Genomic DNA, 23,515 nt, shown 5'->3' with positions numbered 1-23,515 from the left:
GGAGATATTGCGCGGTCAGGAGCTGAAACCGAGCACCAGGCGCCCACGGATACCGCCGGCTTCAAGCAGCCGGTGCGCCTCGGCGGCCTGCTCAGCCGGTAGCACCCGGGCGACCCGCGGCGTGACGGCCCTCGCCTCGGCCTGCTGCCGCAGCCAATCCAGCGAGGCGGTGTCCTTGGCCGAAAGGACCACCAGCACCTTGTGCACCGTGATGCCGCGTCCGGGGTCGCCGTCCCAGCCTCGGAGCACGACCATGCCGCCACCGTCACGGACCGCGGGAGCAATGCGCTCGTTGAGGAGTGCTCCATCGGCGACACCGTCGACGCCTTCGGGGCACAGCTCACGAATGCGGTCGGCGACGTCGTCACCGCGGCGCACGACCACGTCGGCGCCCAGGTCGCGCACCATTTGCTCGTCGGCCGCCGAGGCGTCGGCGAGGACGCGCAGCCCGGCGGCTTTCGCGAGCTGGACGACGTAGCCGCCGTAGACGCCGGCCGCGCCGGTCACCGCGATCGTCTGGCCTGGCGAGAGGTCGAGATGGTCGAGCGTCAGTTTGGCGGTGAGCCCGTTCATCGGCAGCGTTGAGGCGGCGAAGAAGTCCGCCCCCTCCGGCATCCGGACCACAGACTCGGCCGGTACGACGATCTGGTCGGCGTAGGCGCCGCCGTTCGGTCCCGTGGGCACCACGAGGGCCATCACCTTGTCCCCGACCTGCCAGGGTGCGCCCTCGCCGACTTCGCTGATCTCCCCGGCGGCGTCCATTCCCGGTATGTAGGGCGCTTGATCCCTGGGCGGCCCGAAATGGCCTGCCCGCAGCGCGATGTCGCTGGGGTTCACCGCCGCCGCGTGGACGCGGATGCGCACTTCGCCTGGACCGGCGTGGGGCTCGGGGACGTCGACGACGTGTAACGTGTCCGGGCCGCCGAACTCGATGAAGCCAATAGCTCTCATGGCGGCCACGCTAGCCACAGCGATGCACAGCAGATCAAGAACGCGGCGATCACCTCAGGCGAGACCGTGGGCACCCGGGGGAGCTGATCCGAAGGGTGCCCTCCGATACGGCGTGCTCCGCCCGCGGCCCCTTGCCGTGTCACCTGCTATGACAGCGCTGCGTCCTGCCTCCCGCGAGGCTCATGTGTGGCCTTCGGTGGTGGGGCCGCCGGTGGGGAACAGGATCGGGCTCAGCAAGTACGGCCGGCGGCCCTCCGCCGGCCCGTTGCCCCGGTGAGCCAGCATCGCGGCCTGCACCTGCTTGATCAGGTCCGCAAGCTCGTCGGGTGTCAGCCAGTACGTGGACTGGGTGTAGCCCACCGAGTCGGCGAACGGGTCTGCTTCCTCCCGGTCGAGGTAGGCGTTGAACTCGCTGAGCAACACCCCCAGCGCCGTCGTGAACGCTTCGCGATGGTCCTCCAGTGACATCGACGCGGCCATCTCGCGGTCGATCAGCGGCCGGGCTCGTTGCAGCCGGTAGGTGCGCTCGACCGCGCCGTGCACCCGTTGCTCGCCGACCACTTCGAGCACGCCCGCCTCGGCCAGCAGCCCGACATGCCGGTACACGGTGGTCCTCGGCACGTCGGCCAGGTCTTCGCACAGGTCACCGACCGTACGAGCGCGACCGCCCGACATGGCGTGCACGATTCGCAGGCGCACTGGATGCAAAAGCAGGGTCACCGTGTCCATACCGCTACGATTCCACATTTGGTACCATTCCCAAAATTGGGATTGCAGCAGGAAGGAAGATCATGAAGCCACCCTTAGGCGAGTACTACGACGTGAACGGCCGCAAGTTGCTGCTGCATCGAGAGGGGAGCGGCGCCCCCGCCGTCGTGTTCATCCCCGGAGCCGGTGCGGTCGCCATGGACTACTGGGACGCTCAGCGGCAAGCCGCCGCCTTCACCACGAGCGTCCTCTACGACCGGGCGGGGACTGGCTGGAGCGAGAGCATCGACCTCCCCCGCGCGTCCAGCGAGGTCACCGACGAACTCCGCGCGCTCCTGCACAGCGCAAAAATCCCCGGGCCCTACGTGCTCGCCGGACACTCGCTGGGCGGCCTGTACGCCCGCCACTACGCGACCCGCTTCCCCGACGAGGTCGCGGGGCTTGTCCTGATGGATCCGGCCCACGAGGACTACCGCGCCTACATGCCTCGCGAGCTGGTCGAACGATGGGACGCATGGGACCCCGCCAACGGACTTTCCGACGAGCTGCCCAGAGAGATCCTGGAGTTCTACCGCGTCCTGTTCGAACAGGAGATGGCCCACTGGCCGGCCGGCCTGCGCGAGCCACTCGTCGACAGCCACGTGAGCCGTGAATGGCTGCTCACCGGCATCCGGGAGGCCGCGAACATCCAAGCCGTTCACGACGAAATCCGCGCCGCGGGCCCGCTGCCCGACGTACCGATGATCATCCTAACCGCGCCAGCCATCGACCCGTTCAAGCAGGCAGTGTCGGCGGGCACTTCCGAGGAACTGCTCCAGGCGGAAAACGACGGCAAAACGCGCCTCTACAACGAGTTCGCCGCCTCCGTCCCGCGCGGTGAGAACCGCATCGTGGAGGACGCGGGGCACGTCACGCTGCCGTTCCGCCGCCCCGAGGCAGTGGCGCAGGCGATCCGTGACGTCCTCGCACTGTGACGTGGCCTATACCTGTCCACCACCGAGACGCCGAACCTGTCGGCCCTGACCAAGAAGGGCCGGCTGACCGAGGCGACCGGAACCTTTCCGACCCTCTCCAACCCCAGTTGAACGACGGTCCACCGGCGCCTGGCCCGAGGTGCACGGCAACGTCGCGTACGGCCTCGACCGCACGACGAACACCGCCTTCGGCCAGACGCGGGTGATGAACATGCAGAGCATCGCCGAATCGGTCGCCCAGGCGGGCGGCACGTTCGCGGCGGTGCAGTTCTACGCGGTGCAGATCCACGGCACCGTCTACGGCGACCCGAAGCACCTGTACGTGCAGCCGGGAGGTGAATGCGATACCCGGACCAACGCCGCGCTGGATCTGATCGCCCACAGTCCGGTGAACTCCGGCGGTACGACCGTGACCGTCGACACGATGCCGGACGTGCTGGCCCTGTACTGTGACGCGCTCGGGCACGCCGAGGGCGACGAGAGCCCGAGCATGCCCGCTACGCTCGCCTCGCTCGACACCCAACTCGGCCGGCTGGTCCGGGGACTGAAGGACGCCGACCTGTACGAGGACACGACATTCATCCTGACCGGCGACCACGGCATGCGGCACTTCACGCACGGCTTCGGACAGGACGCGCTCGACGCGCTGACCGCCGCGGGCTACCACCCGCGGTTCCTCACCGCCGGACAGACCCCGGCGGCGGGAACGGACCTGGTCATGGTCGTCGGGGGTGTCGCCAACGTCTATCTGCTGGGCGCCGGGCAGACCCCGGCCGACGTGGAGAAGGTCCGCTCCGTCCTCGCCGGCGTCCCGCACGTGACTCACGTGTACGACCGCGCCGAGCTGGCCACGCTGCACGGCGGTGACGGGCTCGGCGATCTGGTCGCCGAGCCGGAGACCGGCTGGTCGTTCCAAGTGGGAGACCCGACCACGCCCGCCGGATACCACGGCATGGTGGACGTGGTCCAACCCGGGTTCCTCATCGCGGGCAAGAACATCCGGCCGAACGCCCGCCCGGACAACCCGCGGTTGGTGGACATCGCGCCGACCATTTCCGCGCTGCTCGGCATGCCGGCCCCGGCACAGGCCCAGGGCCGGGCGCTGACGGAGACCTTTCGCAAGCACCCGTGACCCGCTGAGTGCCGGGGAGACCAGGCCCACGCACTTCGGTGAGGATGTGTGGGCCTGGTCTCAGGCGCGGGTGTGACAGCCGGTGGTCCAGCGCCCCACTGCACGTCCACGCCGTGAATCCGACACCGCCTCGGACGGGATCGCCGGACGGGCGTCTTATGGGGCTTATCGAGCCCGGCCGAGCAGCAGGTCCAGCCACATCCGGCGCCCGCACGTCGGGCAGGCGTTCGGTCTCGCGTATCTCCGGCTGGCCGCCGCTCCGGTCCGTACGGCCGACGAACAGCAGCCCGCCGGATGCGCACAGTTCGTACGCCAGCGGCGAGCAGTGGTCGCAGGTGTGGGCCACAACCCGGACCCGGACGGCGCGCCTGGTCTCAGGCATCCACCGGATCGCGACCCGCTCCGGCTGCTCCGACGCCACATGCAGCCCAGGGCAGGTGGAGGCGGCCTGAGCCAGAGCATCGAGCGCTCGGACAGCGGACCCTCGGAGAGCATTCACCGGGGCAGCAACCCTGTGGCGAGTTCCTCCTGGTTACGGAGTTGCGCAACGAGTTGGTCGGCGTCATCAGCGTCGATGGTGTGGCTCAGCCCGTGACTCAACTGCGCGTCGGTGAGCCGCTGATTGCGCGTCGCCCACAGGCGATCGGCTGAGCTCCGCCAGATCGTCCAGTGGGGGAACGCGGCCTGCAGATCCTGAAAGGTTGTCGTCGGGGACATGGCGACAGAGTCACTTACGGTGCTGGCACATTCACACCGCGTTCGCGGGACGTGCGGGACGTTTCGCGTTACCGTCGGGAGACGTCCTCAACGTCCTCCCGATTCGAGGTCGCCAGTGGCGAATGACTCTCTACGCCAAGCCATGTCCAGTGCGAGACTGACCGAAAGGGACCTCGCGTTGCGATGCGAGGTGGACGTCAAGACGGTGTCCCGCTGGCTGGCTGACGAGGCACGCGTGCCGCACCCGCGTCATCGGTGGGCCGCTGCCGAAGCGTTGGGAGTGGATGAGTCCGTGTTATGGCCCGAGGCGATTCGGAACACGGTCAAGATCGGCCCCGATCGAGAAGTGGTGTCGGTTTACCCCTACCGATCCGCCTGCCCGAAGAGCGTGTGGCGGGCGCTCATCACCGAGGCGAAGGCGACAATTACGCTGGCGGGATACACGAACTACTTCCTTTGGTTGGAGCACCCCAACCTGGCGAAGGTACTCAAGCGCAAAGCTGAGCAAGGTTGCCGCGTCCGCTTCCTGATCGGCGACCCCGACAGCGAGGTAACCCGCCGACGTGAGGAAACCGAAGCGGTCCCGCTCACAGTGTCCACCCGGATCCGCATCACGCTGGCCGAACTCGACCAACTCAAGGACGTGCCCGGAATCGAGGCGCGGTTCGGTGACGAGCACATCGCCCTGTCGGCATTCCAGTTCGACGACGAAATGCTCGTCACCCCACACCTGGCCAAGCTGGTCGGCCACGACTCGCCGCTCCTGCACCTGAAGCGCCACCAAGACGACGGCCTCTACGACCGCTTCGCGTACCACATCACCGAACTGTGGTCAGCCGGCCGCGACATCTGGTCGGAGGCACCTGCCGGATGACATCAGCGAGTTGGTGTATCGGAATGAGCGACGACTTTTGTGATCATGTTGTTGTGAAACTTTTGGCGCGTTCCAATTACGATGATCGTCTGCAGTGCGCCTGTAGCGCAGGCCTAGTCACGAGGACATGTAGTGGACGACGCCCCGATCACTGGTCTGTACGATTCGCTGCTCACTGACAAGCTCGCCAAGAGCGTCGCTGAGTGGCGGCAGACGGGACACCTCGTGGAGGTGTCGGAAGTCGAAAAAGAAGAAGTCGCCCACCTGCTGGGTCGTTTTGTCGGCGAAACGGCAGCGCAGGCGTTGGCCATGCTCAAAGAGCCCCAAGAGCAGGTTGAGTTGGTCAATCGGTTGCTGAGTCAGCTGACGGAGCCCGCAACTGTGGCAGATGGGCCGAACAGGCTGCTGTCGATCGTGAGGCACAGTCCGGGTGCGAGTGCCCCAGTACGGCCGTTGACATCGCTGTCTGAGGCGGCCTTGCTGACCAACGCTCGCGAGGACCCCAACCTGGCGCATGAGTTGGCGGCCGAGTTAATCAGCGCCGACCGGGTGGACCTCCTGTGCGCCTTCGTCAAGTGGTCGGGACTGCGCATCCTGGAACGCCAACTCGCTGATCTGCAGCGTCGGCGCGTCCCGCTGAGAGTGATCACCACGACCTACATGGGCGCGACAGAGCGACGTGCTCTGGACCGGCTAGTACGGGACTTCGGCGCCGAGGTGCGTGTCAGTTACGAGCAGAACTCCACTCGCCTGCACGCCAAGGCATGGCTGCTGCGCCGCAACACGGGCTTCGACACCGCTTACGTCGGCAGTTCCAACCTTTCTCGGGCGGCGCTGTTGGATGGACTGGAATGGAACGTGCGTCTCTCGTCCGTGACCACCGCTCGGCTGCTGGACAAGTTCGAGGCGACCTTCGATTCCTATTGGAACCGTCCCGAATTTGAACCTTACGACCCTACGGTTGACGGCGATCGGTTAGATGAGGCATTGTCCAGGTCCAAGGTGGGCAAGCAGCTTTTCGACATTCCTGCCTTGGTGCCGCATCCCTTTCCTCACCAGCGCGAGATGTTGGAGGACCTGGATGTCGAGCGCACCGTGCATGGTCGGCATCGCAACCTACTCGTCGCTGCAACTGGCACCGGTAAGACGGTTGTAGCCGCTTTTGACTACCGGAACCTCCAGCAACGGCTAGGCCGTCGGCCGTCACTGCTGTTTGTCGCGCATCGGCGCGAAATTCTGGCTCAGGCATTACGCACATATCGGCAGGTTCTGGCCGTGCCAGACTTCGGTGAGTTGCATGTGGGCGAGGATCGCTCGCGAGACTGGTGGCATGTGTTCGCCAGCGTGCAGTCGCTCACCGCTATGGGAATCGAATCATTTGATCCCGAGCACTTCGACGTGGTGGTGATCGACGAGTTTCACCATGCCGCTGCTCGTACCTATCGACGAATCATCGATCATCTCAAGCCAAAGGAACTGCTGGGACTCACTGCCACCCCGGAGCGCGCCGACGGCACCTGGGTCCAGGAAGAATTCTTTGATGGCCGTATCGCCTCCGAGTTGCGCCTGTGGGATGCGCTGGACGCGGACCTGCTCTGCCCGTTTCACTACTTCGGCATCAATGATGAAACCGATCTCACCAGCGTGAAATGGTCACGTGGGTCCTACGACAGCACCGCCCTCGACGACTTATTCACTGGAGACGAGGCTCGTGCTCGTCTTGTGTTCAACGCTCTGAACGACAAGGTGAGTGACCTGGCGGCTGTCCGTGGCCTTGGCTTCTGCGTTTCAGTACGGCATGCGCACTTCATGGCCGACTTCTTCACTGGGTTAGGTTTGCCCTCTCTCGCGGTAGACGGCTCGACCGATGATGCTTCCCGAAAGGCGGCACTGCGGGCGCTGCGGGATGGCGAAGTCCGATTCCTGTTTGCAGTTGATCTGTTCAATGAGGGTTTGGACGTGCCCGACGTGGACACTCTGCTGCTTCTACGGCCGACTGAAAGCGCCACCGTCTTCCTGCAGCAACTCGGACGAGGGCTCCGCCGCACCCCAGAAAAAGAGGTGCTGACGGTGTTAGATTTTGTCGGCCAGCACCGCAAGGAGTATCGCTTCGCTAATCGGTTCCAGGCATTGACTGGATTCAGCCGGGGGCGGCTGGACAGGCAGGTCAAAGACGACTTCCCGCTGCTGCCGCCGGGCAGTCAGGTTGTGCTGGACCGAGTGACTAAGGACCGGCTGCTGGCTGAGCTCAAGCTTCATCTCGGTGCGACAGTGAATACGCTGACGCAGGAGATTAGATCTTGTGCGGAAAGGTCGCTTATCGGTTACCTCGCGGAGAGCGGGCGCGAGATCGGCGACCTGTACCGCAACCGACGGTACTGGACATCGCTCCTTCGTCGAGCCGGCCTTATGCCCGATTCCGGCTCACCGCTAGAGGAACTGCTTGGCCGGCGGGTCCGGGCGCTGTTGCATGTGGACGACCGCCGCCGTGGCGAAGCCTATGTCCGGCTGCTCAGCGCCGATGGCCCGCACTATGCAGGATGCTCACCTGCGGATCAGGCGTTTGCGCGGATGCTATTTTTCTCCTTTTGGCGCGACGGCGGAGACTTCTCCTCCTATGATCAGGCGCTGGAACGGCTGCGAGGCGAGCATGCTCTGTGTGAGGAGATCCGCGAGGTTCTGGCCTACGGTATTGACCGTCCACGACACGTGGCTCGACCGCTCGGTCAAAATTTTGATTCGGTGCCGCTCGCGGTCAACGCCCGTTACTCCACGGAGGAAGTGCTCGCCGCGATCGGATGGGCAGTCCTTGGAGGGCTAGTGCCGTCCACGATGCGTGAGGGCGTTGCGTGGAGCCCCGTCACTCAGTGCGATGCTCTGTTCGTCACCCTGCACAAGAACGAAAAGGAGTTCTCGCCGCAGACGATGTACCGGGATTATGCGCTTACCCCAAATCTATTTCACTGGGAGTCGCAGAACCGGACAAGTTCCCACTCGACTACTGGCCTGCGCTACCAGAACCATGAGACCGAGGGTAGCCACGTTCTTTTGTTCACCCGAGAGCGGAAGGAAAACGACAACGGTCACCCCGAATCTTTCGTTTTCCATGGCACGGCTCGATACGTCGAACATCGAGGCGAGCGTCCTATGGCCATCACGTGGAGGCTGGATGAGGAGATGCCCGCCGACCTATTCCGGAGGGCTGCCATAGCCGGGTGAGCCTAGGCTCGGGGGCGGAGCCATAGGAACGCGTCGGCCAGTTCGCTGCCCGTGTCGGTGGTGGGGCGGCGGCCGACGCCCCGGCCCGGTGGGTTGCACCAGATCTGCGGGTCGGCGTACTTGCCTTCCGGCGGTTGCCACACGCCCTTGCCGTTGCGGCTGGTGTCGATGACGAAGTGGGTCAGCGGTGTCCCGGCCGGCACCGCGTCGAGCTCGGCGCCGGTGCAGGTGCTCGCTCCGTCGCTCGTCTTCAGGTAGAGGCAGCGGGAGAGGCTTTCCCCATACCTGAGCAGTTCCTCGGTCTGCTGGAAGTCCGCGACGTTCAGATAGAAGCCGTCGGCGCGCTTCACCCCGGCCTTCACGACCCGGTCAGCGTGTCGCGGAAGGCGCTGTGGTGCCAGTCTTCCCGCTCAGGGGCTTTCACTGCGTCCGACGCGACTTGAGCGATCGCTTAAATCGGCTTACCCTCGGTTTTGAGCGATCGCTCAAGACGTGAGGGGTGCGCATGGGCCGGTTTGTGTACGTGGAGTGCTTGATCCGGGCCGATATGGAGGCTCTGTGGGAGCGGACGCAGCGGCCTGAGCTGCATCAACGGTGGGACTTACGCTTCACGGAGATCGACTACCTGCCGCCGGCCGAGGGTGAGCCGCAGCGGTTCCGGTATGCCTTCCGGCTCCTGCCTGCGCTTGTCATCGACGGCGACGGTGTCACCGCCGGAGACAGGCGCGATCCCGGACGAAGGACGTCGGCGCTGCGGTTCGCCTCCGGCCATCCGCTCTCGCTGATCCGCTCCGGCTCCGGCTACTGGCGTTACGTCGCCACCGACGACGGCGTCCGCTTCATCACCCGGTACGGCTATCGCCCCGGCTGGGGCAAAGCCGTTGACCTCGTCTTTCGTCCGCTCATCGGGTGGGCGACGGCCTGGTCCTTCGACCGGCTCCGTCTCTGGCTGGAGACCGGCCAGATGCCGGAGCGTTCCCTGTGGCAGGCCCTCGCCGAAGTCTGCCTGCGCACCCTCACGACCGCCATCGCCATCACCACCACCCCAGCCGCCGTCGCATGCCTGGTGGCAGCGGTGGCCGTCCTCCTGCCGCCGCTCCCGTCGACCCCGGCGGCCCGCCGATGCCTGCGCCGCCCACCCGACCGGCAGACGGCAACAGCCCCGCACACCCTGATGGAGACCCCATGACCTCGATCTTCGAACGTGCCCTCGGCGTCGACTTCGCCCGCCTGCACCCCCAACTGCGGCGCCGCTTCGGCGTGAGCGTCACTGGCGGGCAGGCCTGCGTCGGCACGGGGGTGATGGAGCACATCTGGCACGCGGGCTTCACCCGGCCGTTCCTCGCCCTCGGCGGGACCCGCAACATCCTGGTTCCCGAGCAGGGGCGGCAGGTGCCGTTCACCATCGAGAACTACCCGTACGTCGACTCGTACGGGCGGGAGACGATCAGCTTCGTCCGCACCTTCGACATGCCAGGCCGCCCCAGGCGGTTCGACGCCCAGATGGTGTACAACCCCGTCAAAGGCATCGTCGACTATCTGGGCTCGCATCAGCACCTGGCCGTGGACCTGGACTTTCAGGTGGACGAGCGCGGGGGCCTCGTCATCCGCTCCGACGGGTTCCGGCTGCATGAGGGCCGGCTCTCCTGCCGTCTTCCCGGAGCCGTCACGGGAACGGCCGTCGTCAGGGAGTCGTACGACGATGAGGTGGGGGAGTTCCGCGTCGGTGTCACCGTGTCCCACCACAGGCTGGGGCCCATGTTCGGCTACTGGGGCGCATTCACAGCCCACTATGTCGACGTCACCGAGCACGGCGTACCCGCCACGGTGAAGCCGCTACGCGAAGAGGCGCGCCTTTGAGATCAACGCAGTGAGGGACGGCCACCAGGTGCCGCCGACGGGGGCCACCTGGTGATACCGGCCATCGCCGGACATCTGCCACTACGGTGAAGCCGCGAAGAGGAACGAAGGGGGAGACGATGGGCGACACCCGTACGCGGCTGCTCGAAGGTGCTCTGGAGACATTGCGGACCCAGGGCATCGCGGGGGCCTCGGCGAGGGCGATCGCCACCGCGGCCGGGGTGAACCAGGCGCTCGTCTTCTACCACTTCGGCACGGTCGACGAGCTCCTCGCCGCGGCCCTGCGGTACGGCTCCGAGCAGCGGGTGGCCGTCTATCGAGCTCGGTTCGCGGCCGTGAACAGCCTCAAGGAACTGCTCGACCTCGGCCGTGCGCTGCACGCCGATGAGCGCGAGGCGGGGAACCTCGCCGTGCTCGCCCAGATGCTCGCGGGCAGCCAGATGGACGGCAGACTCGCCCCCGCCACCGCTGACGGTCTCGGCATGTGGGTGACCGAGATCGAGGAGGTCCTCGGCCGCGTGCTGGCCGGCAGCCCGCTCGCGGAGTTCGTGGACGTCGCCGGGCTCGCCCGCGCCACGGCGGCGGCCTTCGTCGGCCTCGAACTGTACGAGGGCGTCGACAAGGACGGCGCGGAGCGCGCCTTCGACAGCCTGGAGCAGCTCGCCGGCCTGGTCGCCGTCCTGGAGGACATGGGCCCGCTGGTTCGCCGTACGGTCCGCGCCCGCCTCCGCAAGGCCAACGGCGATTGACGAGCCGGCACTGTTCACAGCCCCGCGCGGTACGCCTCAAGGCGGTCGGCCAGTTCCTTCGGGTGACCGAGCATCGGACAGTGATCACCAGGCATTTCGTCCGGTTGGAAACCGAGACGCTCGGTGACGAGCCCGCGCATGAACTCGGCCGGGAAGAAGCGGTCGTCGGCCGCCAGTAGGAACCTGGTCGGCACGTCAGGCCAGGAGGCCAGCGGCCACGGCTTGCCGAACGGGGTAGGCGCCTGGTGCCGCTGGTGCGCGGTTACGAACTCGGCGGCCAGGTCGGCCGGAGTGTCGTGCAGCACGAGGGAGGACGCGTCCTCCTCCGCGCCGCCCGGGACGCCTCGGCGCCGGTCGGCTTCCTCCCGTGCCGCCCAGTAGCCGGTGTTGCCCCACCATTCGCCCGGCGACTCTCCGGGGGCCGGGATCTGAGCCTGGAGCATCACGAGCAGGTCGGCAGGCACCCGGTCACACACCAGTGGGCCGGTGAACCCACCAAACGAGTGGGCGACGACGACCAGACCGGTGCGCCGGCCGATCGCCTCGACCACTGTGTCCGCGTACTCCGCAAGCCCGGCCGACTCGTCGTCGCACGGCAGGTCCGGTGCCACCACGTCGTGCCCACGGTCTCGCAGGGCGGCCGAGAGCGGCCCCCAATACCAAGAATCGACCGCCGCAGCGTGGATCAACACGTAGGTCGCCATCAGACAGAATCCTCCTGGGTTGTCGCGTCCAATTCAGGTCTGCGCTTACAAGTAGAAGTGAGTCAGCGCAGCGGGGGGACGGCGTTGCGGGCGCGGTCGAGCGCGAGCACCGACCACCAGGTGCCGCCGATGGGGTCGACCTGGTGATAGACGGGGTCCTGGGGACCCTTGCCGCCTCGCGTGCACTGGCCGTTGGACTGTTCGGGGGAGCGGAGCCACAGGAACGCGTCGGCCAGCTCGCTGCCCGTGTCGGTCGTCGGGCGGCGGCCGACGCCCCGGCCCGGTGGGTTGCACCAGATCTGCGGGTCGGCGTACTTGCCTTCCGGCGGCTGCCAGACGCCCTTGCCGTTGCGGCTGGTGTCGATGACGAAGTGGGTCAGGGGCGTCTCGGCCGGCACCGCGTCGAGTTCGGGGCCGGTGCAGGTGCTCGCTCCGTCGCTCGTCTTCAGGTAGAGGCAGCGGGAGAGGCTTTCCCCATACCTGAGAAGTTCCTCGGTCTGCTGGAAGTCCGCGACGTTCAGATAGAAGCCGTCGGCGCGCTTCACCCCGGCCTTCACAAGCCGGTCGGCGATCTCGACGAGGCTGGGCCAGCCCTTGATGCCGCCGTCGAGATACACGGCCGTGTGCGGGAGCTTCCCCAGGCGGTTCACCGCGTACGACAGCTCGCGGTAGCGCTCGGCCGCGCCCGCCTTGGTCCCCTGTGAGCAACTGTTCGAGCCGGGGAGCCTGGTCAGGCTGTTCGGCTCCAGCACGACCACCGCACGCGCCGTGCCGATTCCCTTCGCCACCCGGTCGATCCAGTCACGGTAGGACCGCTCGTCCGGCTCTCCCCAATGGGAGCAGTCCTTCATCGGCACGTGATCGGTCACGAACACGGGAACCGCATGGTGGGCGGAGGCCACCCGCACGGTGGACGCGACCGTACGCCCGGCCTCGGCGGCCGGCATGTTCAGGTTCACGGGATGCGGCACCGCGGCCAGGGCGCGCATCAGCGCCGCGTCGGCCTTCCTGCCCTTCGTGTTCCAGGCGTTCGCCTGGCGCTGTGCCTCGGAATCCGGCAGGTACGCGAACCGTACGCCGGGCTCGCGCAGCGGGTTGCCGCCACTGCCCGTCGGAGCCTTCGACACGGCCGGAGTGGCAGGCGCAGGACCCCCGGAGGCCTCCACGGCCGGGCGCGTGGTGGTGACGGAGGAGGTCGCGGAGGCCGCGGCATGCGTGTCGTGGTCGGAGGGCCATACGGCGACCGCCGTCGCGATCACCGCCAGCCCGGCGACGCCGGCCGCGGCCCCGGCCAGCAGCCCGCGGCGGCGTCTGCCGCCCCCGGGCAGTGTCGTGACCCACGGCTCCTCAAGCCCGGACGAGCCGGTGAGGGTGTCCAGGATGTCCCGTACGGTCGGCCGTTGCGCCGGATTCTTGGCCAGGGCGCGGGTGACCAGCGCGCCCAGCGGTCCGTCGAGGCCGGTGAGGTCGGGCTCCCCGTTGATGACCCGGTTGATGACGACCGGCAGCGGGCCGTTGCCGAAGGGGGCACGGCCCGTGCCCGCGTACGCGACCGTGCCCGCCCAGGCGAAGACGTCGGAGGCGGGGGTGAGGGGGCCGCCGTCGAACTGTTCCGGGGACATGAACGACGGTGTGCCGACCACCGCGCTGCTGTGCGTGGCGGTGTCGGACAGGTGGGCGACGCCGAAGTCGATGACCTTGGGGCCGATGGGGGAGAGCAGGACGTTGCCGGGCTTCAGGTCACGGTGGATGATGCCGGCGGCATGGATGGCGCGCAGGGCGGTCGCGATGCTGACGGCGAGTCCGTCCAGGCTGGAGCCGCGCAGGGGTCCATCCTGTTCTACGGCCTGGCGGAGGGTCGGGCCGGGGACGTATTCGGTGACGAGGTAGGCGGTCTCGCCGTCCATTTCGGCGTCCAGGACGGCGGCGGTGCAGAAGCGGGCGACGCGTTTGGCGGCTTCGACCTCGCGACGGAAGCGGCGGCGGAAGTCGGGGTCGGCGGCGACGGTGTGGTGGAGCAGCTTGACCGCCACGCGGGTGCCGTCCGGCGCCTCGCCCAGGTAGACGGTGCCCATGCCGCCCTCGCCCAGCCGGCGCACCAGCCGGTAAGGCCCCACCTGCGCCGGGTCGCCCGCCCGCAGGCCGGACTCGTGTCCCTCACCGAAACCGCGTAAGCCCCCGGCTTCGCTGCCGCCGTTCACATCGCCCCCGCTGGGATGTCCGGAAGGTCAGGTCAGTACGGATCTTATTGACCACCGCCCGGGGGCGGCCATGCCGGACACCTGCCATCACAATGAAGAGGTTCCAAGCGGACTCGGCCTTCCGCGGACTCCCTGGGAGCCGTCAGTCGACCTTGACGACGTATTTGCCCCGCACTCCGCCCGCCTCCAGCGCGCGGTGGGCCGCCGCCGTCTCCTCCAGCGGGAAGCAGGTGTCCACCGCAGGGCGCAGTCTCCCCTCCGACACCTCGCGGGCGAGATCGTCGAAGAGCGCCCGCGTGGGGTTGCCGCTGAAGAAGCGCACCCGGCCGCGTCCGTGTACGGCGCTGGCGGCGATGTAACCGAGTGAGGCGGCAAGCCGGGTCAGGTCGAAGGCGATGGTCACCATGCGGCCGCCGGGCGACAGCAGGCGCCGGAAGGCCCGCAGGTCGGTGCCCACCGTGTCGAGGACCACGTCGAACGGGCCCAGTTCGCTCGGCGAGACGGTCCGGTGGTCGATGGCCCGGTGGTCGATGGCGTGGTGGGCGCCGAGCGTGCGGACGAAGTCGAGGTTGGCGGCGCGGGCCAGGGCCGTGACCTCGGCGCCGTAGGCCCGCCCCAGCTGGACGGCGGCGTTGCCGACACCGCCCGCGGCGCCGCGTACGAGCAGTCGTTCGCCGGGGCGCAGCCGGGCCTTGTCACGCAGCGCCGTGATGGCCGTGGTCGCCACCGGCAGCGCGGCGGCCTCCACCAGATCGAGTCCGTCCGGGACGTGGCCGAGCCGCTCGGCCCGGACCGCCACATACTCAGCGGCGCTGCCGAATCCGGTACGGCCCATGACGCCCCACACCCGGTCGCCGATCACGATGCCCGTCACGCCGGCGCCGAGCGCGGCGACCTCGCCGGTGAAGTCCAACCCGATGCGTTTCGGGAACTTCCGTCCGGTGAGGAGACGGAGCCCGCCGGAACGGGCGGCCGTTTCTCCGCCGTTGACGCTGAACGCGCGCACCCGCACGAGCACCTCGCCGGGCGCCGGCTCCGGGCGTGGCACCCGGCTCACGTACAGCACCTCGGGGCCGCCGTATCGATCGAAAAGCACTGCTCTCATCGTGTCGTCGTCCATCGTTCTCACCTTCGCCACCAGTGGCCGTGCGGGAATCTGGCCCCGAGCGTAGGCTCCTAAGTGGACGGCATCGTCCGTTTACATCGGAAGTGAGAAACAGTGGTGGAGGATCCCTCTCGGATCGCCGGCCCGGGGATGCGGGCCGACGCCCGGCGTAACCGGGGGCGCATCCTCGTCGCCGCCCGTGCGGTTTTCGCCGAGCACGGCATCGACGCGCCCATGGCGACCGTGGCCCGGCGGGCCGGGGTCGGCGTGGCGACGCTGTACCGGCGTTTCCCGACCCGCGACGCACTGGTGCGGGCCGCGTTCGCGCACCAGATGGAGACCTGTGCACGGGCGCTCACCGACGCGCTGGCCGATCCCGACCCCTGGCGGGGCTTCCAGCGGCTGTTCGAGACGGTCTGCGAACTCCAGCGGGAGGAACGCGGCTTCCCCGCCGCGTTCGTCGCGGCCTTTCCGGACAGCACGGCGGAGCACGCGCAGGCTCGGGAACGGACCGAACGGGACCTCATGACCCTGGTCCGCAGAGCCCAGGCGGCGGGCGCGCTGCGGGCCGACTTCCACCCTTCCGACCTCGTCGTGGCCCTGTTGTCCCACTGCGGTCTGGTCACCGCGCTGCCGCACGACGGTGCCGCGTCGCGTCGCCTGGTGGCGTACCTGCTGCAGTCGTTCCGCGCCGAGGCGGCTCACCAGCCTTTGCCTCCGCCGAGTGCTCTGTCGCTGCGTGATGTCCCGATCGCGGCCGACGGCTCCCAGAGACAGCGTCCCTCCAGGGCCTGACGCGAGAGTGGGCGACGCCCGGTGATCGCGCTATCGCACGCAGAGCGCGGACGCCGTCACGTCGTAGATGTGCCGGCTCCCGGTCGGGGTCGTGTACGACTCCGGTCCAATCAGCGGTCGCGGCGGCCGTTGTCCCGGTCCTCGTCCTGCCCGCTGTGGTCGAGGCCGATGAACTGCCGCATGTACGCCCGGTAGGCGTCGGCCCGGACTCCAGGCGACGGCGATCGCACATCCCGGACGATGTTCTGAGGGATGCCGCCGGAATCGGCCCGCCTGGACCGGTAGTCCCGCTGCCGCTCCTGATGCTCGTCCGCCCAGTCGTGAAGCGCCCCGATGCGGGCGAAATGGAACACCGCGGCCAGCAGGGGAACGACGAGAACCGTTGTCGCGATGACGCCGACGTCGTGAAGGAGCACCCCGAGGATCAGGACGGCTCCGACCACGACGCCGGCTCTGATCAGGCCCCTCCGGACGCGTCCACGGTCGGCCCTGGCTCCGTCGGCCCACTCCCGCACGCGCCGCAGCGGAGGCTGGTACGCCGCGCCGAGCCGTAGGACTCTTGGCAGCCCGCCCGCGTACGCCGCCAGGGTCAGCGCGACGAGATACCAGGACAACGTCAGGGCGATGTCCGGCTGAGCCCAGCCCCACATGATCCAGGCCACCGGGATCGTGGTGGCGCCCCAGGCCCCGAGCCACAGCGTCGCGCGGACGACCGCTCCCAATCGGGCCGTGGGCGTGAGCCGCCGGCGCTCGTAGTCGGCCCACTGGCGGTCCCGCAGCGCGGAGGCCTGATCCAGCACTGTCGTCATTCGCTGGTTCTGCCGGTCGACTGCCGCCTGCCGACGCCGCTGTTCCGCCTGCGCGGCGGCGTAAGCAGTGAAGTCGGTGGCCATGAGCCACCCGATAGGCGTATCCGAGCCACCGTCTCGCGCGCGCAACCAGTCGTACCACTCGATCTCACCGGTGGGGGGTGGCGCCACGTGTTCGCGGGCGGCGCGCAACCACGTCGTGCTCGCCGGGTAGGGCAGGAGGGCCGCCAGGAGCAGCCCGCGCGCCCCGCTCTCGGCCCATTCCCGGGCCTCGGGCGGCAGTCCGGGAACCTCGGCGGCCAGTCGCCGCCAGGAGTCCCAGGCCTCGTCCCAGGCGCGTTGTGTTCCGCGCAGCGCGCTCAGCGCCGTGAACCTGGAGAGGGCGTCCAGCAGGCCGCCCTCGCAGAGGTCGCGATAGAGCTCCCGTTCGGGGCCGCTTTCGCCCAGACGACCGATCCTGAGTGCCTCGGAAAGCGACTCCACCGTCACCGGCGTCCCTCGCCAGACGGCTTCTCCCGTCGGATCGAGCCAGCCCAGCAGGTGAAGCAGTTTCAGGTCGGCCGGGAGAAGCGGGTCGCGGAGCCGATGGTCGATGAGTTCGATCTGGGCGGTCAGGTCCTCGGCGGTGAGACCGTCGAGCTCGCGCAGCCAGGTGAGAAGGCCGAGCCAGCCGTCGGAGGGCGCGCCGGTCGCGGCCGCGCCCTCGAAGAACTGACGTCTCGCGGCGGTCCAGTCGCCGCGGATGACGGCGGCCAGTTCTTCCCGGGTCGTAACCGCCGTACCTGCGAGGACCAGCGGGCGGCGCCGCGGCGCCGCCTGGTGGATGTGGTTGATCTGGACGTTGCGATCCCCGAGTTGGAAAGGGGCCGGGCCGTGGAAGACGTTGCCCGTTACTCCGTCTCTTCCCGTTAAGCCGTCTTTTCCTGATTCGGAGTCGCGCGTCATGCGCCCGGCCCGAAGTGGTTGTCCTGACGGTTGTGGTCGCCGATCTGGAACGCGGCCGGTCCGTGGAAGACGTTCCCCGACACTCCTCCCACCGATGCCTGGCGGGCCTGGTCGGCGATGTCGTTCAGTTCGCGGGCGACCCGTTCGCGTTCGGCCTCGCCGAGACTCTCCAGCAGCATTTCGAACCGGGCCGCCCAGGCCGCCTCCTGCCTGGCCCGTATGAGCGCGGCTTCCCCCGGGGCGAGCGAGGCGAGATCCGTCGCGGTCTGATCCAGCCGCATCAGTTCCGTCCGCTCGCGTTCGGGATCGTCGCGGCTGAGCACTCGCGCCACCCGCTGCCGTACGAGCGACCACGCGTCGGTGCCCGCGGCCTGCACCACCGCGGTCCCGCCGGCCGCAACCGCCGCCGCCACCCATTCGAGCATTCCCGGCCCCCTTACAAGATCCAATGACACTGTATATCTGGCCTTGACGGAGCCGCCGGATATCCCGAAAAGGGGAAATCGACCGGAAGGGGCGTCAGCTCGTGAGCGTGTCCGCGAGCAGTTCGCGCAACGCGGTCGGCTTGCGGCCGAGCAGCTCCCCGAGGGCGAGGCCGACCTCGGCGAACTCGCCCCGACGGCTGGCCTCGAACATGCCCAGCAGGAAGCGGGCCTGCTGCTCGGGGACGCCGTGTGACACCATGCCCGCCACCCACTCCTCGTCCGGGACGGTGACGCGGGTGATCTCGCGTCCCGTCAGCTCGGAGGCGATCGCGGCGACGTCCGCGAGGTCGAGCGCCTCGGGACCGGTCAGCGGCGGGGTGATGCCGTCGAGCCGGTTCTCCTCGGTCAGGGCGACGGCGGCGATCTCGGCGAGGTCGGCGTGGGCCGTCCAGGAGACCGGGCCGTCCTCGGGCGCGACGAGCGTGCCGGTCTCGAGCGCCTGACTCACGAACCGGACCGCGGTGGTCGCGTAGAAGCCGTTGCGCAGCGCGGTGAACGCGACCCCCGACGCGCGCAGGTCCTGCTCGGTCTCGGCGTGGGACGGCATCGGGACGAAGGGGGAGGCCGGATTCGCGCCCATGTGGCTGGTGTAGAGGATCCGCTCGGCGCCCGCGGCCGTGGCGGCCTCGATCGCCGTACGGTGCGGGCGCGCGTCCGCCGGCCCGGAGACGACGAGCACCTGTGACGCGCCCTCGAACGCGTACGTCAGGCTCGCGGGGTCGTCGAAGTCGCCCTGCCGCACGCGGACGCCGCGCTGCGCGAGGTCGCCGGCTTTCGCAATGTCGCGGACGCTGACGCCGATCCGGTCGGCGGGGATTCGCGCGAGCAGGTGCTCGACGACGCCGCTGCCGAGCTGACCGGTCGCCCCGGTGATGATGATCACGATTCACTCCTTGCTATCGCTGATATCGCCAGAACGCTAACACTGGAAATTCATCGATAGCAACATACTGCTATCGTTGGAAGCGTGAGCGATTCCGAGAGCGAGACGGCGAGCGGCCGAGACAGGACGCGGGCGCACATCGTGTCGGTCGCGGCCGGGCTGCTCGCGAGCGGCGGGCGCGAGGCCGTCTCGACCAGAGCGGTGGCCGCCGCGGCGGGGACGCAGGCGCCGACGATCTACCGCCTGTTCGGCGACAAGGAGGGCCTGCTCGACGCGGTCGCCGAGTATGGCTTCAGCTCTTATCTGGCGGACAAGAAGGCGAGCCCGCCGGTCGACGACCCGGTCGAAGCGTTGCGCGCCGGATGGGACCTGCACGTCGGCTTCGGGCTGGCCAACCCCGCTTTGTTCTCGCTCATGTACGGCGACCCCACGCCGGGACGGCAGTCGCCCGCCGCCGTCGCCGCCTTCCGCATGCTGGGGGAGCGCATCCGCGCCATCGCCGCCGCCGGCCGGCTGAAGGTCGGTGAGCGCCTGGCGGCGGACCTCGTGCACGCCGCGGGCTGCGGCACCGTCTTCACGCTGCTCGCCCTGCCGGTGGAGCGGCGTGACCCCCGCCTGTCGGAGGTGGCCCGCGACGCGTCGATCGCCGCCATCACCGCCGGCGCCGCCGTGGTCGAGACTCCCGGACCGGCCACGGCGGCGATGGCGCTGCGCGCCGCGCTGCCCGACGCCACTGCTCTCACCGACGGCGAACGCCACGTGCTCGGCGAATGGCTCGACCGCCTCGCCGCGGACGGACCCGGCTGAGGTCTCGGCGCGCTGAGGTTTCGGTACGCAGGGGACCGGGGTCAGCGGGCCGCGCCGGTCTCGGCGTACTCGACCAGGAGTTCCCGGCGCAGCCGGGCCAGGTACGTCTCGCTGCCGGCGGACGAGCGGCTGTAGCGGTCGATGCTGTGCAGGGTGCGCCAGCTCGGCAGTCGCTCTCGGGCAAGGCGCAGGAGACCCGTCCCGGTCACGGAGGCGGCGCTGCCGTCGGCGGGCCGCAGGATGGCGGGGGCGGCGGTGAGTATGGCGTCCACCTGGGCGAAGCCGTCCTCGACCTGGCGGGTCACCTCGTCGATCGCCTCCTGCCTGGTGCAGCCGGTCTCGTGGCGGAGCACCCTGACCAGGTTGTAGGGAGCGCCCACGGCCTCGTCCTCGTCCAGGGTCCGCAGGTCGTTCTCGGCGAGCGCCGCGGCCGCGGCGACGTCCAGCAGCCGCCGGACGAGCGGATGGTCGCGCACCGCCGGCTCGAGCTCCCCGCCGTACGTGATCTCGAAGGTGTCCAGGAAGACGGGCGCCCCGGAACTCCCCAGGCGCAGTGTGAACTGGTCCCGCAGGCTGGGGATGAACCCGCTGAGCCGGTGGCATGCCTCGCGCTCGGCCGCCTCCAGCCATTCCTCGAAGTGACCGAGGGCGCGCGTCCGCCACGAGGGCGGCTGGATCAGGCGGACCCGCTCCCACGCCTGGGCCATGGCCGTGGCGACCGCTCCACCGGTCGCCGGGGTGTCGTCGAGCCCGCGGACGAGGAGGGCGAGCCGGTGCCGCAGCCGGGCGATCTCGCCGGGGTTGGCGAGACCCGGCTCGTCGAAGAGGTCGTCGACGACGGCGATCACCAGCATCCACCGGGCCAGCGTCTCGGCCTGCTCGGCGTCGGCGCCCGGCCAGAACCGCAGGGCGGTCGAGGCCATGGCGTTCCAGCGTGGGTGGCGGGCCTCCTCCGGCGTGGCGGCCAGCTCGGTGTCCAGCAGCCAGGCGTCCAACCGCTCCTGCACGTGCTCCTGCCGCCCGGTCAGGACACCGGGCCGAGCGGAGGCCGGGGCGAGAGAGGGAACGGCAGGGGAGGCGGGGGAGGGAGCGGGCACCGTGACGGGCGCCGTGACGGGTGCAGGGGCGGCCTTTCCGCCCGGGCTCGTGATCGACCGCACGTATCCGGCCAGCCCCTCGCGTGACCGCGGATCGCCGAGGCCCCGGAGCCGCAGGAGATCGAGCCGCCGCAGTGCCGTCTCCACATGGGTGCCGGCGACCTGCCGGGCTTCCTCCACGGCTCCGCAGGACAGGACCAGTTGCCGCGCCCGCTCGGCGTCGGCCGCGGTCAGGCCGCGGCGCAGCAGCCGGGCGAGCGAGGGTTCGCGGCCCAGGGCCCTGATCACGGGGAGTGTGTAGACGCCTTCCACGATGTCGGAGTTGGCCGGTTTTCCGAGCTCCCCGGTCGTCGCGGTCAGGTCGAGGATGTCGTCGCGCACCTGGTAGGCCATGCCGAGATGCCAGCCGAACCCCGCCAGGTCCTCCTCCGCCTCGGGGTCCCGCCCGGCCTGCATGGCGCCCAGCCTGCAGGCCAGGGACAGCAACTCGGCCGTCTTGGCGCCGGTCACCTCCAGATAGGCGGCCTCGGTGCGGGAGAGCAGGAAGCGGTCGGCGGTCTCGGCGATCATTCCCGAGCAGATGCGCTGCGCGGTCTCCGCGACCATCATGGGCTCGCGCCGGCCCAGCTCGGAGAGGATCCGGCTGGCGCTGGTGAACAGCAGGTCACCGGCCAGGACCGCCAGGCGCGCGCCCCACACGATGTTGACGCTCGGCCTGCCTCTGCGCCGGCGCGCGTCGTCGATGACGTCGTCGTGGTAGAGCGACGCCATGTGCAGCAGTTCGACGGCCGCCGCGGCCTTGACGGCGCGGACGTCGGCGGCCCGCTCTGTTCCGGCGAGCACGTAGTACGACAACAGCGCCAGGGTGGGCCGGATCAGGTGGCGGTGACCCGCCGGCTGCCTGGTCAGCGGGGTCAGCTCGGAGCGGCTCGGCACGTCCGCCATGCCGACGATCTCCCGCACCCGGTCCAGGTCGGACTCCAGGGCGGGGAAGGCACGAGAAACGCTCTCAGATGTCACGGATGCTCCTGACGGGGGACTCATGAATTCGCCGGCGCTGTCACCGGCGCGCCGACCGGCCCCTGCGCGCGCGTACGGCCGGCGAAGGCGGAGATGCCGAGGACGATCGTGCCCAGCGCCCAGCACACGGCCGGGCCGACGGCGTTCCAGGGCACCGTGTCCATGGCCACGGCCGCGACCGCCGCCTGCATCGGCCCGTAGTCGGGCAGGTAACGCACCAGGACGCCGGCCGCGGCCGGGGTGGCGAGCGGGCTCTGCAGGGCCAGGTCGATCGAGCAGATCACGGTGACGAGGACCAGCCCGGCCAGGTCGCTGGTGAGCACCGCGGCGAGCGCGATGCCGATCCCTCCGTAGATGAGCGCCCCACCGGCGAGGGCGGCGGCGAGCAGCAGGGGCTGCTCGGTCGGGTGGGTCAGGCAGATCAGGCCGGTCGCGTAGAGCGCGACGCAGAGCGCGACCGCCACCAGGGCGGTGAGCTTCGCCGCGATCAGGCACAGCTGGGGGAACCCGGATCGCACCAGGCGGCGGTCGAACGACGCCGAGTTCATCGTGGTCACGAACATCATGAACCCGGTGATCAATGCCAGGATCTGCAACGCTCCGCCGAGCTGGTTGAGCACGCCGGCCGGCATCGTGACGGTCCTGTCGGCGGCCCGGACGTAGAACGGCAGCGGGATCTCCAGCGACAGGGCGTAGATGAGGATCGCCCACACCGGGATGAAGACCACGATGATCACCAATGCCAGCCGGTTGCGCAGGTGCTCCACGAACGTCATGCGCACGGCGGTGGCGTAGCAGTCCCAGTGGCGTCTCACGGCGCACCCGCCCTGTCCCCGGCCCCCTCGCCGGTGGCGACGCCCACGCGTTCCTGCTCCCGCAGCACGCCGCTCTCCAGCCGGTGGAGCGTGTCGAGGCGGGCCGCGTCATAGGTGAGGTGGGAGACCACCAGCACGGAGCGGCCGCGCCCGCGCAGCTCCTCGGCCAGGTCCCAGAACCGTACGTAGGTCTCCCAGTCGAAGCCCTGGTAGGGCTCGTCGAGCAGGAGCACGTCCGGGTCGTGCATCAGGGCCAGGACGAGGTTGAGCTTCTGCCGGGTGCCGCCGCTCAGCGTGCCGGGGCGGGCCCGGCGGGAGCCGGAGAACCGCAGCGCCTCCATCAGCTCCTCGGCCCTGCGCAGGCTCTCCAGGCCATAGGCGACCTGGAAGAACCGCAGGTGCTGCTCGACGGTGAACGCGTCGTGCAGCACCGTCTCCTGCGGACAGTGCCCGATGCGCCCGCCGTGGCGCACCGACCCGCCGTCCGGCCGCAGGTCGCCGGCGAGGACGCGCAGCAGCGTGGTCTTGCCCGCGCCGTTCTCCCCGACGATCCCCACCACCCGGCCGGGCGGCAGATCGAGATCCACACCACGCAGGACCGGGCCACCCCGGTAGCTCTTCCGCACGTCCCGCACCCGCAGCACGGAATCATCCGACGGCATTCG

General features: G+C 69.2%; 21 protein-coding genes and 1 pseudogene. 9 read left to right on the top strand and 13 right to left on the bottom strand.

The genetic code is table 11. From position 1 onward, the window contains the following. Positions 1–15: 15 nt before the first annotated feature. Positions 16–951 carry a zinc-binding alcohol dehydrogenase family protein gene (locus ACIBK1_RS19845; RefSeq protein WP_396736717.1) on the bottom strand — a complete coding sequence of 312 codons (936 nt, stop codon included), beginning with the start codon at positions 949–951 and terminating at the stop codon, positions 16–18. Between the two features lie 180 nt (positions 952–1,131). Further along, complete coding sequence (locus tag ACIBK1_RS19840) at positions 1,132–1,680, bottom strand: helix-turn-helix domain-containing protein (protein ID WP_396736714.1); 549 nt, start codon at positions 1,678–1,680, stop codon at positions 1,132–1,134. A 62-nt stretch (positions 1,681–1,742) separates the two neighbouring features. Between ACIBK1_RS19840 and ACIBK1_RS19835 the strand changes: the two genes are divergently transcribed. Then, a complete protein-coding gene (locus tag ACIBK1_RS19835) occupies positions 1,743–2,633 on the top strand; it encodes an alpha/beta fold hydrolase (RefSeq protein WP_396736711.1) in 891 nt (296 codons plus the stop codon). Between the two features lie 133 nt (positions 2,634–2,766). Further along, positions 2,767–3,765: pseudogene (locus ACIBK1_RS19830) on the top strand (alkaline phosphatase family protein); the annotation flags it as partial. 495 nt (positions 3,766–4,260) lie between these two features. Here the strand turns inward: ACIBK1_RS19830 and ACIBK1_RS19825 are convergent. After that, on the bottom strand, positions 4,261–4,482 hold the full coding sequence (locus ACIBK1_RS19825) for a hypothetical protein (RefSeq protein ID WP_396736708.1): 222 nt from the start codon (positions 4,480–4,482) through the stop codon (positions 4,261–4,263). Positions 4,483–4,672: 190 nt separating this feature from the next. On the opposite strand from ACIBK1_RS19825, the gene ACIBK1_RS19820 reads away from it, so the two are divergent. Then, positions 4,673–5,356, top strand: coding sequence for a DUF5919 domain-containing protein (locus ACIBK1_RS19820; RefSeq protein ID WP_357319030.1), 684 nt, complete (start codon positions 4,673–4,675; stop codon positions 5,354–5,356). Positions 5,357–5,488: 132 nt separating this feature from the next. After that, a complete protein-coding gene (locus ACIBK1_RS19815) occupies positions 5,489–8,575 on the top strand; it encodes a DUF3427 domain-containing protein (RefSeq protein ID WP_396736704.1) in 3,087 nt (1,028 codons plus the stop codon). Positions 8,576–8,577: 2 nt separating this feature from the next. Here the strand turns inward: ACIBK1_RS19815 and ACIBK1_RS19810 are convergent, their stop codons facing one another. Next, positions 8,578–8,937, bottom strand: a complete 360-nt coding sequence (locus tag ACIBK1_RS19810) for a glycoside hydrolase family 6 protein (RefSeq protein ID WP_396736701.1) — start codon at positions 8,935–8,937, stop codon at positions 8,578–8,580. Between the two features lie 143 nt (positions 8,938–9,080). Here ACIBK1_RS19810 and ACIBK1_RS19805 point away from each other — a divergent pair, with 143 nt between their 5' ends. From ACIBK1_RS19805 to ACIBK1_RS19795, 3 genes are all read left to right on the top strand, one after another. Then, entirely contained in the window at positions 9,081–9,764 is a 684-nt protein-coding gene (locus ACIBK1_RS19805) for a hypothetical protein (protein ID WP_396736698.1), read from the top strand. Continuing rightward, positions 9,761–10,435 (top strand): DUF4166 domain-containing protein, encoded by a 675-nt coding sequence (locus tag ACIBK1_RS19800; protein ID WP_396736695.1) that lies wholly within the window; start codon positions 9,761–9,763, stop codon positions 10,433–10,435. Before ACIBK1_RS19805 ends, ACIBK1_RS19800 begins: the two co-directional genes overlap by 4 nt. A 119-nt stretch (positions 10,436–10,554) precedes the next feature. Beyond that, positions 10,555–11,184, top strand: a complete 630-nt coding sequence (locus ACIBK1_RS19795; RefSeq protein WP_030509277.1) for a TetR/AcrR family transcriptional regulator — start codon at positions 10,555–10,557, stop codon at positions 11,182–11,184. A 14-nt stretch (positions 11,185–11,198) separates the two neighbouring features. Here the strand turns inward: ACIBK1_RS19795 and ACIBK1_RS19790 are convergent, their stop codons facing one another. The 3 genes from ACIBK1_RS19790 to ACIBK1_RS19780 all read right to left on the bottom strand — a co-directional run bounded on the left by ACIBK1_RS19790 (position 11,199) and on the right by ACIBK1_RS19780 (position 15,209). Further along, complete coding sequence (locus ACIBK1_RS19790; RefSeq protein WP_396736692.1) at positions 11,199–11,888, bottom strand: alpha/beta fold hydrolase; 690 nt, start codon at positions 11,886–11,888, stop codon at positions 11,199–11,201. 62 nt (positions 11,889–11,950) lie between these two features. Next, positions 11,951–14,089, bottom strand: coding sequence for a glycoside hydrolase family 6 protein (locus tag ACIBK1_RS19785; RefSeq protein ID WP_396736689.1), 2,139 nt, complete (start codon positions 14,087–14,089; stop codon positions 11,951–11,953). Positions 14,090–14,231: 142 nt separating this feature from the next. Next, a complete protein-coding gene (locus ACIBK1_RS19780; protein WP_396736686.1) occupies positions 14,232–15,209 on the bottom strand; it encodes an NAD(P)-dependent alcohol dehydrogenase in 978 nt (325 codons plus the stop codon). 102 nt (positions 15,210–15,311) lie between these two features. On the opposite strand from ACIBK1_RS19780, the gene ACIBK1_RS19775 reads away from it, so the two are divergent. Then, positions 15,312–15,989 carry a TetR/AcrR family transcriptional regulator gene (locus ACIBK1_RS19775; RefSeq protein ID WP_396736683.1) on the top strand — a complete coding sequence of 226 codons (678 nt, stop codon included), beginning with the start codon at positions 15,312–15,314 and terminating at the stop codon, positions 15,987–15,989. A 110-nt stretch (positions 15,990–16,099) separates the two neighbouring features. On the opposite strand, the gene ACIBK1_RS19770 is transcribed toward ACIBK1_RS19775, so the two are convergent. From ACIBK1_RS19770 to ACIBK1_RS19760, 3 genes are all read right to left on the bottom strand, one after another. After that, positions 16,100–17,743, bottom strand: a complete 1,644-nt coding sequence (locus ACIBK1_RS19770; RefSeq protein ID WP_396736680.1) for a hypothetical protein — start codon at positions 17,741–17,743, stop codon at positions 16,100–16,102. Next, positions 17,740–18,168: a hypothetical protein gene (locus tag ACIBK1_RS19765; protein ID WP_396736677.1), complete on the bottom strand. Its 429-nt coding sequence runs from the start codon at positions 18,166–18,168 to the stop codon at positions 17,740–17,742. Before ACIBK1_RS19765 ends, ACIBK1_RS19770 begins: the two co-directional genes overlap by 4 nt. A 94-nt stretch (positions 18,169–18,262) precedes the next feature. Further along, positions 18,263–19,111: an SDR family oxidoreductase gene (locus ACIBK1_RS19760; protein WP_396736674.1), complete on the bottom strand. Its 849-nt coding sequence runs from the start codon at positions 19,109–19,111 to the stop codon at positions 18,263–18,265. Positions 19,112–19,195: 84 nt separating this feature from the next. Between ACIBK1_RS19760 and ACIBK1_RS19755 the strand changes: the two genes are divergently transcribed. Next, positions 19,196–19,918: a TetR/AcrR family transcriptional regulator gene (locus ACIBK1_RS19755; RefSeq protein WP_030509269.1), complete on the top strand. Its 723-nt coding sequence runs from the start codon at positions 19,196–19,198 to the stop codon at positions 19,916–19,918. Positions 19,919–19,959: 41 nt separating this feature from the next. On the opposite strand, the gene ACIBK1_RS19750 is transcribed toward ACIBK1_RS19755, so the two are convergent. Genes ACIBK1_RS19750 through ACIBK1_RS19740 form a run of 3 tightly spaced genes read right to left on the bottom strand, consistent with a single transcriptional unit; the run spans position 19,960 to position 23,512 of the window. Continuing rightward, positions 19,960–22,035 (bottom strand): polyprenyl synthetase family protein, encoded by a 2,076-nt coding sequence (locus tag ACIBK1_RS19750; RefSeq protein WP_396736670.1) that lies wholly within the window; start codon positions 22,033–22,035, stop codon positions 19,960–19,962. 20 nt (positions 22,036–22,055) lie between these two features. Then, on the bottom strand, positions 22,056–22,850 hold the full coding sequence (locus ACIBK1_RS19745; protein WP_051761935.1) for a hypothetical protein: 795 nt from the start codon (positions 22,848–22,850) through the stop codon (positions 22,056–22,058). Then, a complete protein-coding gene (locus ACIBK1_RS19740) occupies positions 22,847–23,512 on the bottom strand; it encodes an ABC transporter ATP-binding protein (RefSeq protein WP_197042707.1) in 666 nt (221 codons plus the stop codon). Before ACIBK1_RS19740 ends, ACIBK1_RS19745 begins: the two co-directional genes overlap by 4 nt. Positions 23,513–23,515: the final 3 nt, after the last annotated feature.

The organism is Microbispora rosea, assembly GCF_044460045.1.
Taxonomy (GTDB): Bacteria; Actinomycetota; Actinomycetes; order Streptosporangiales; family Streptosporangiaceae; genus Microbispora; species Microbispora rosea.
Note: the sequence above shows the minus strand (reverse complement) of the source record. Positions and strands in the feature narration are given on the sequence as shown.

Coding starts and splice junctions, on each gene's coding strand:
- ACIBK1_RS19845 (WP_396736717.1), bottom strand. CDS start 951: ATGAGAGCTATTGGCTTCATCGAGTTCGGCGGCCCGGACACGTTACAC.
- ACIBK1_RS19840 (WP_396736714.1), bottom strand. CDS start 1,680: ATGGACACGGTGACCCTGCTTTTGCATCCAGTGCGCCTGCGAATCGTG.
- ACIBK1_RS19835 (WP_396736711.1), top strand. CDS start 1,743: ATGAAGCCACCCTTAGGCGAGTACTACGACGTGAACGGCCGCAAGTTG.
- ACIBK1_RS19825 (WP_396736708.1), bottom strand. CDS start 4,482: ATGTCCCCGACGACAACCTTTCAGGATCTGCAGGCCGCGTTCCCCCAC.
- ACIBK1_RS19805 (WP_396736698.1), top strand. CDS start 9,081: ATGGGCCGGTTTGTGTACGTGGAGTGCTTGATCCGGGCCGATATGGAG.
- ACIBK1_RS19800 (WP_396736695.1), top strand. CDS start 9,761: ATGACCTCGATCTTCGAACGTGCCCTCGGCGTCGACTTCGCCCGCCTG.
- ACIBK1_RS19795 (WP_030509277.1), top strand. CDS start 10,555: ATGGGCGACACCCGTACGCGGCTGCTCGAAGGTGCTCTGGAGACATTG.
- ACIBK1_RS19790 (WP_396736692.1), bottom strand. CDS start 11,888: ATGGCGACCTACGTGTTGATCCACGCTGCGGCGGTCGATTCTTGGTAT.
- ACIBK1_RS19780 (WP_396736686.1), bottom strand. CDS start 15,209: ATGGACGACGACACGATGAGAGCAGTGCTTTTCGATCGATACGGCGGC.
- ACIBK1_RS19770 (WP_396736680.1), bottom strand. CDS start 17,743: ATGACGCGCGACTCCGAATCAGGAAAAGACGGCTTAACGGGAAGAGAC.
- ACIBK1_RS19765 (WP_396736677.1), bottom strand. CDS start 18,168: ATGCTCGAATGGGTGGCGGCGGCGGTTGCGGCCGGCGGGACCGCGGTG.
- ACIBK1_RS19740 (WP_197042707.1), bottom strand. CDS start 23,512: ATGCCGTCGGATGATTCCGTGCTGCGGGTGCGGGACGTGCGGAAGAGC.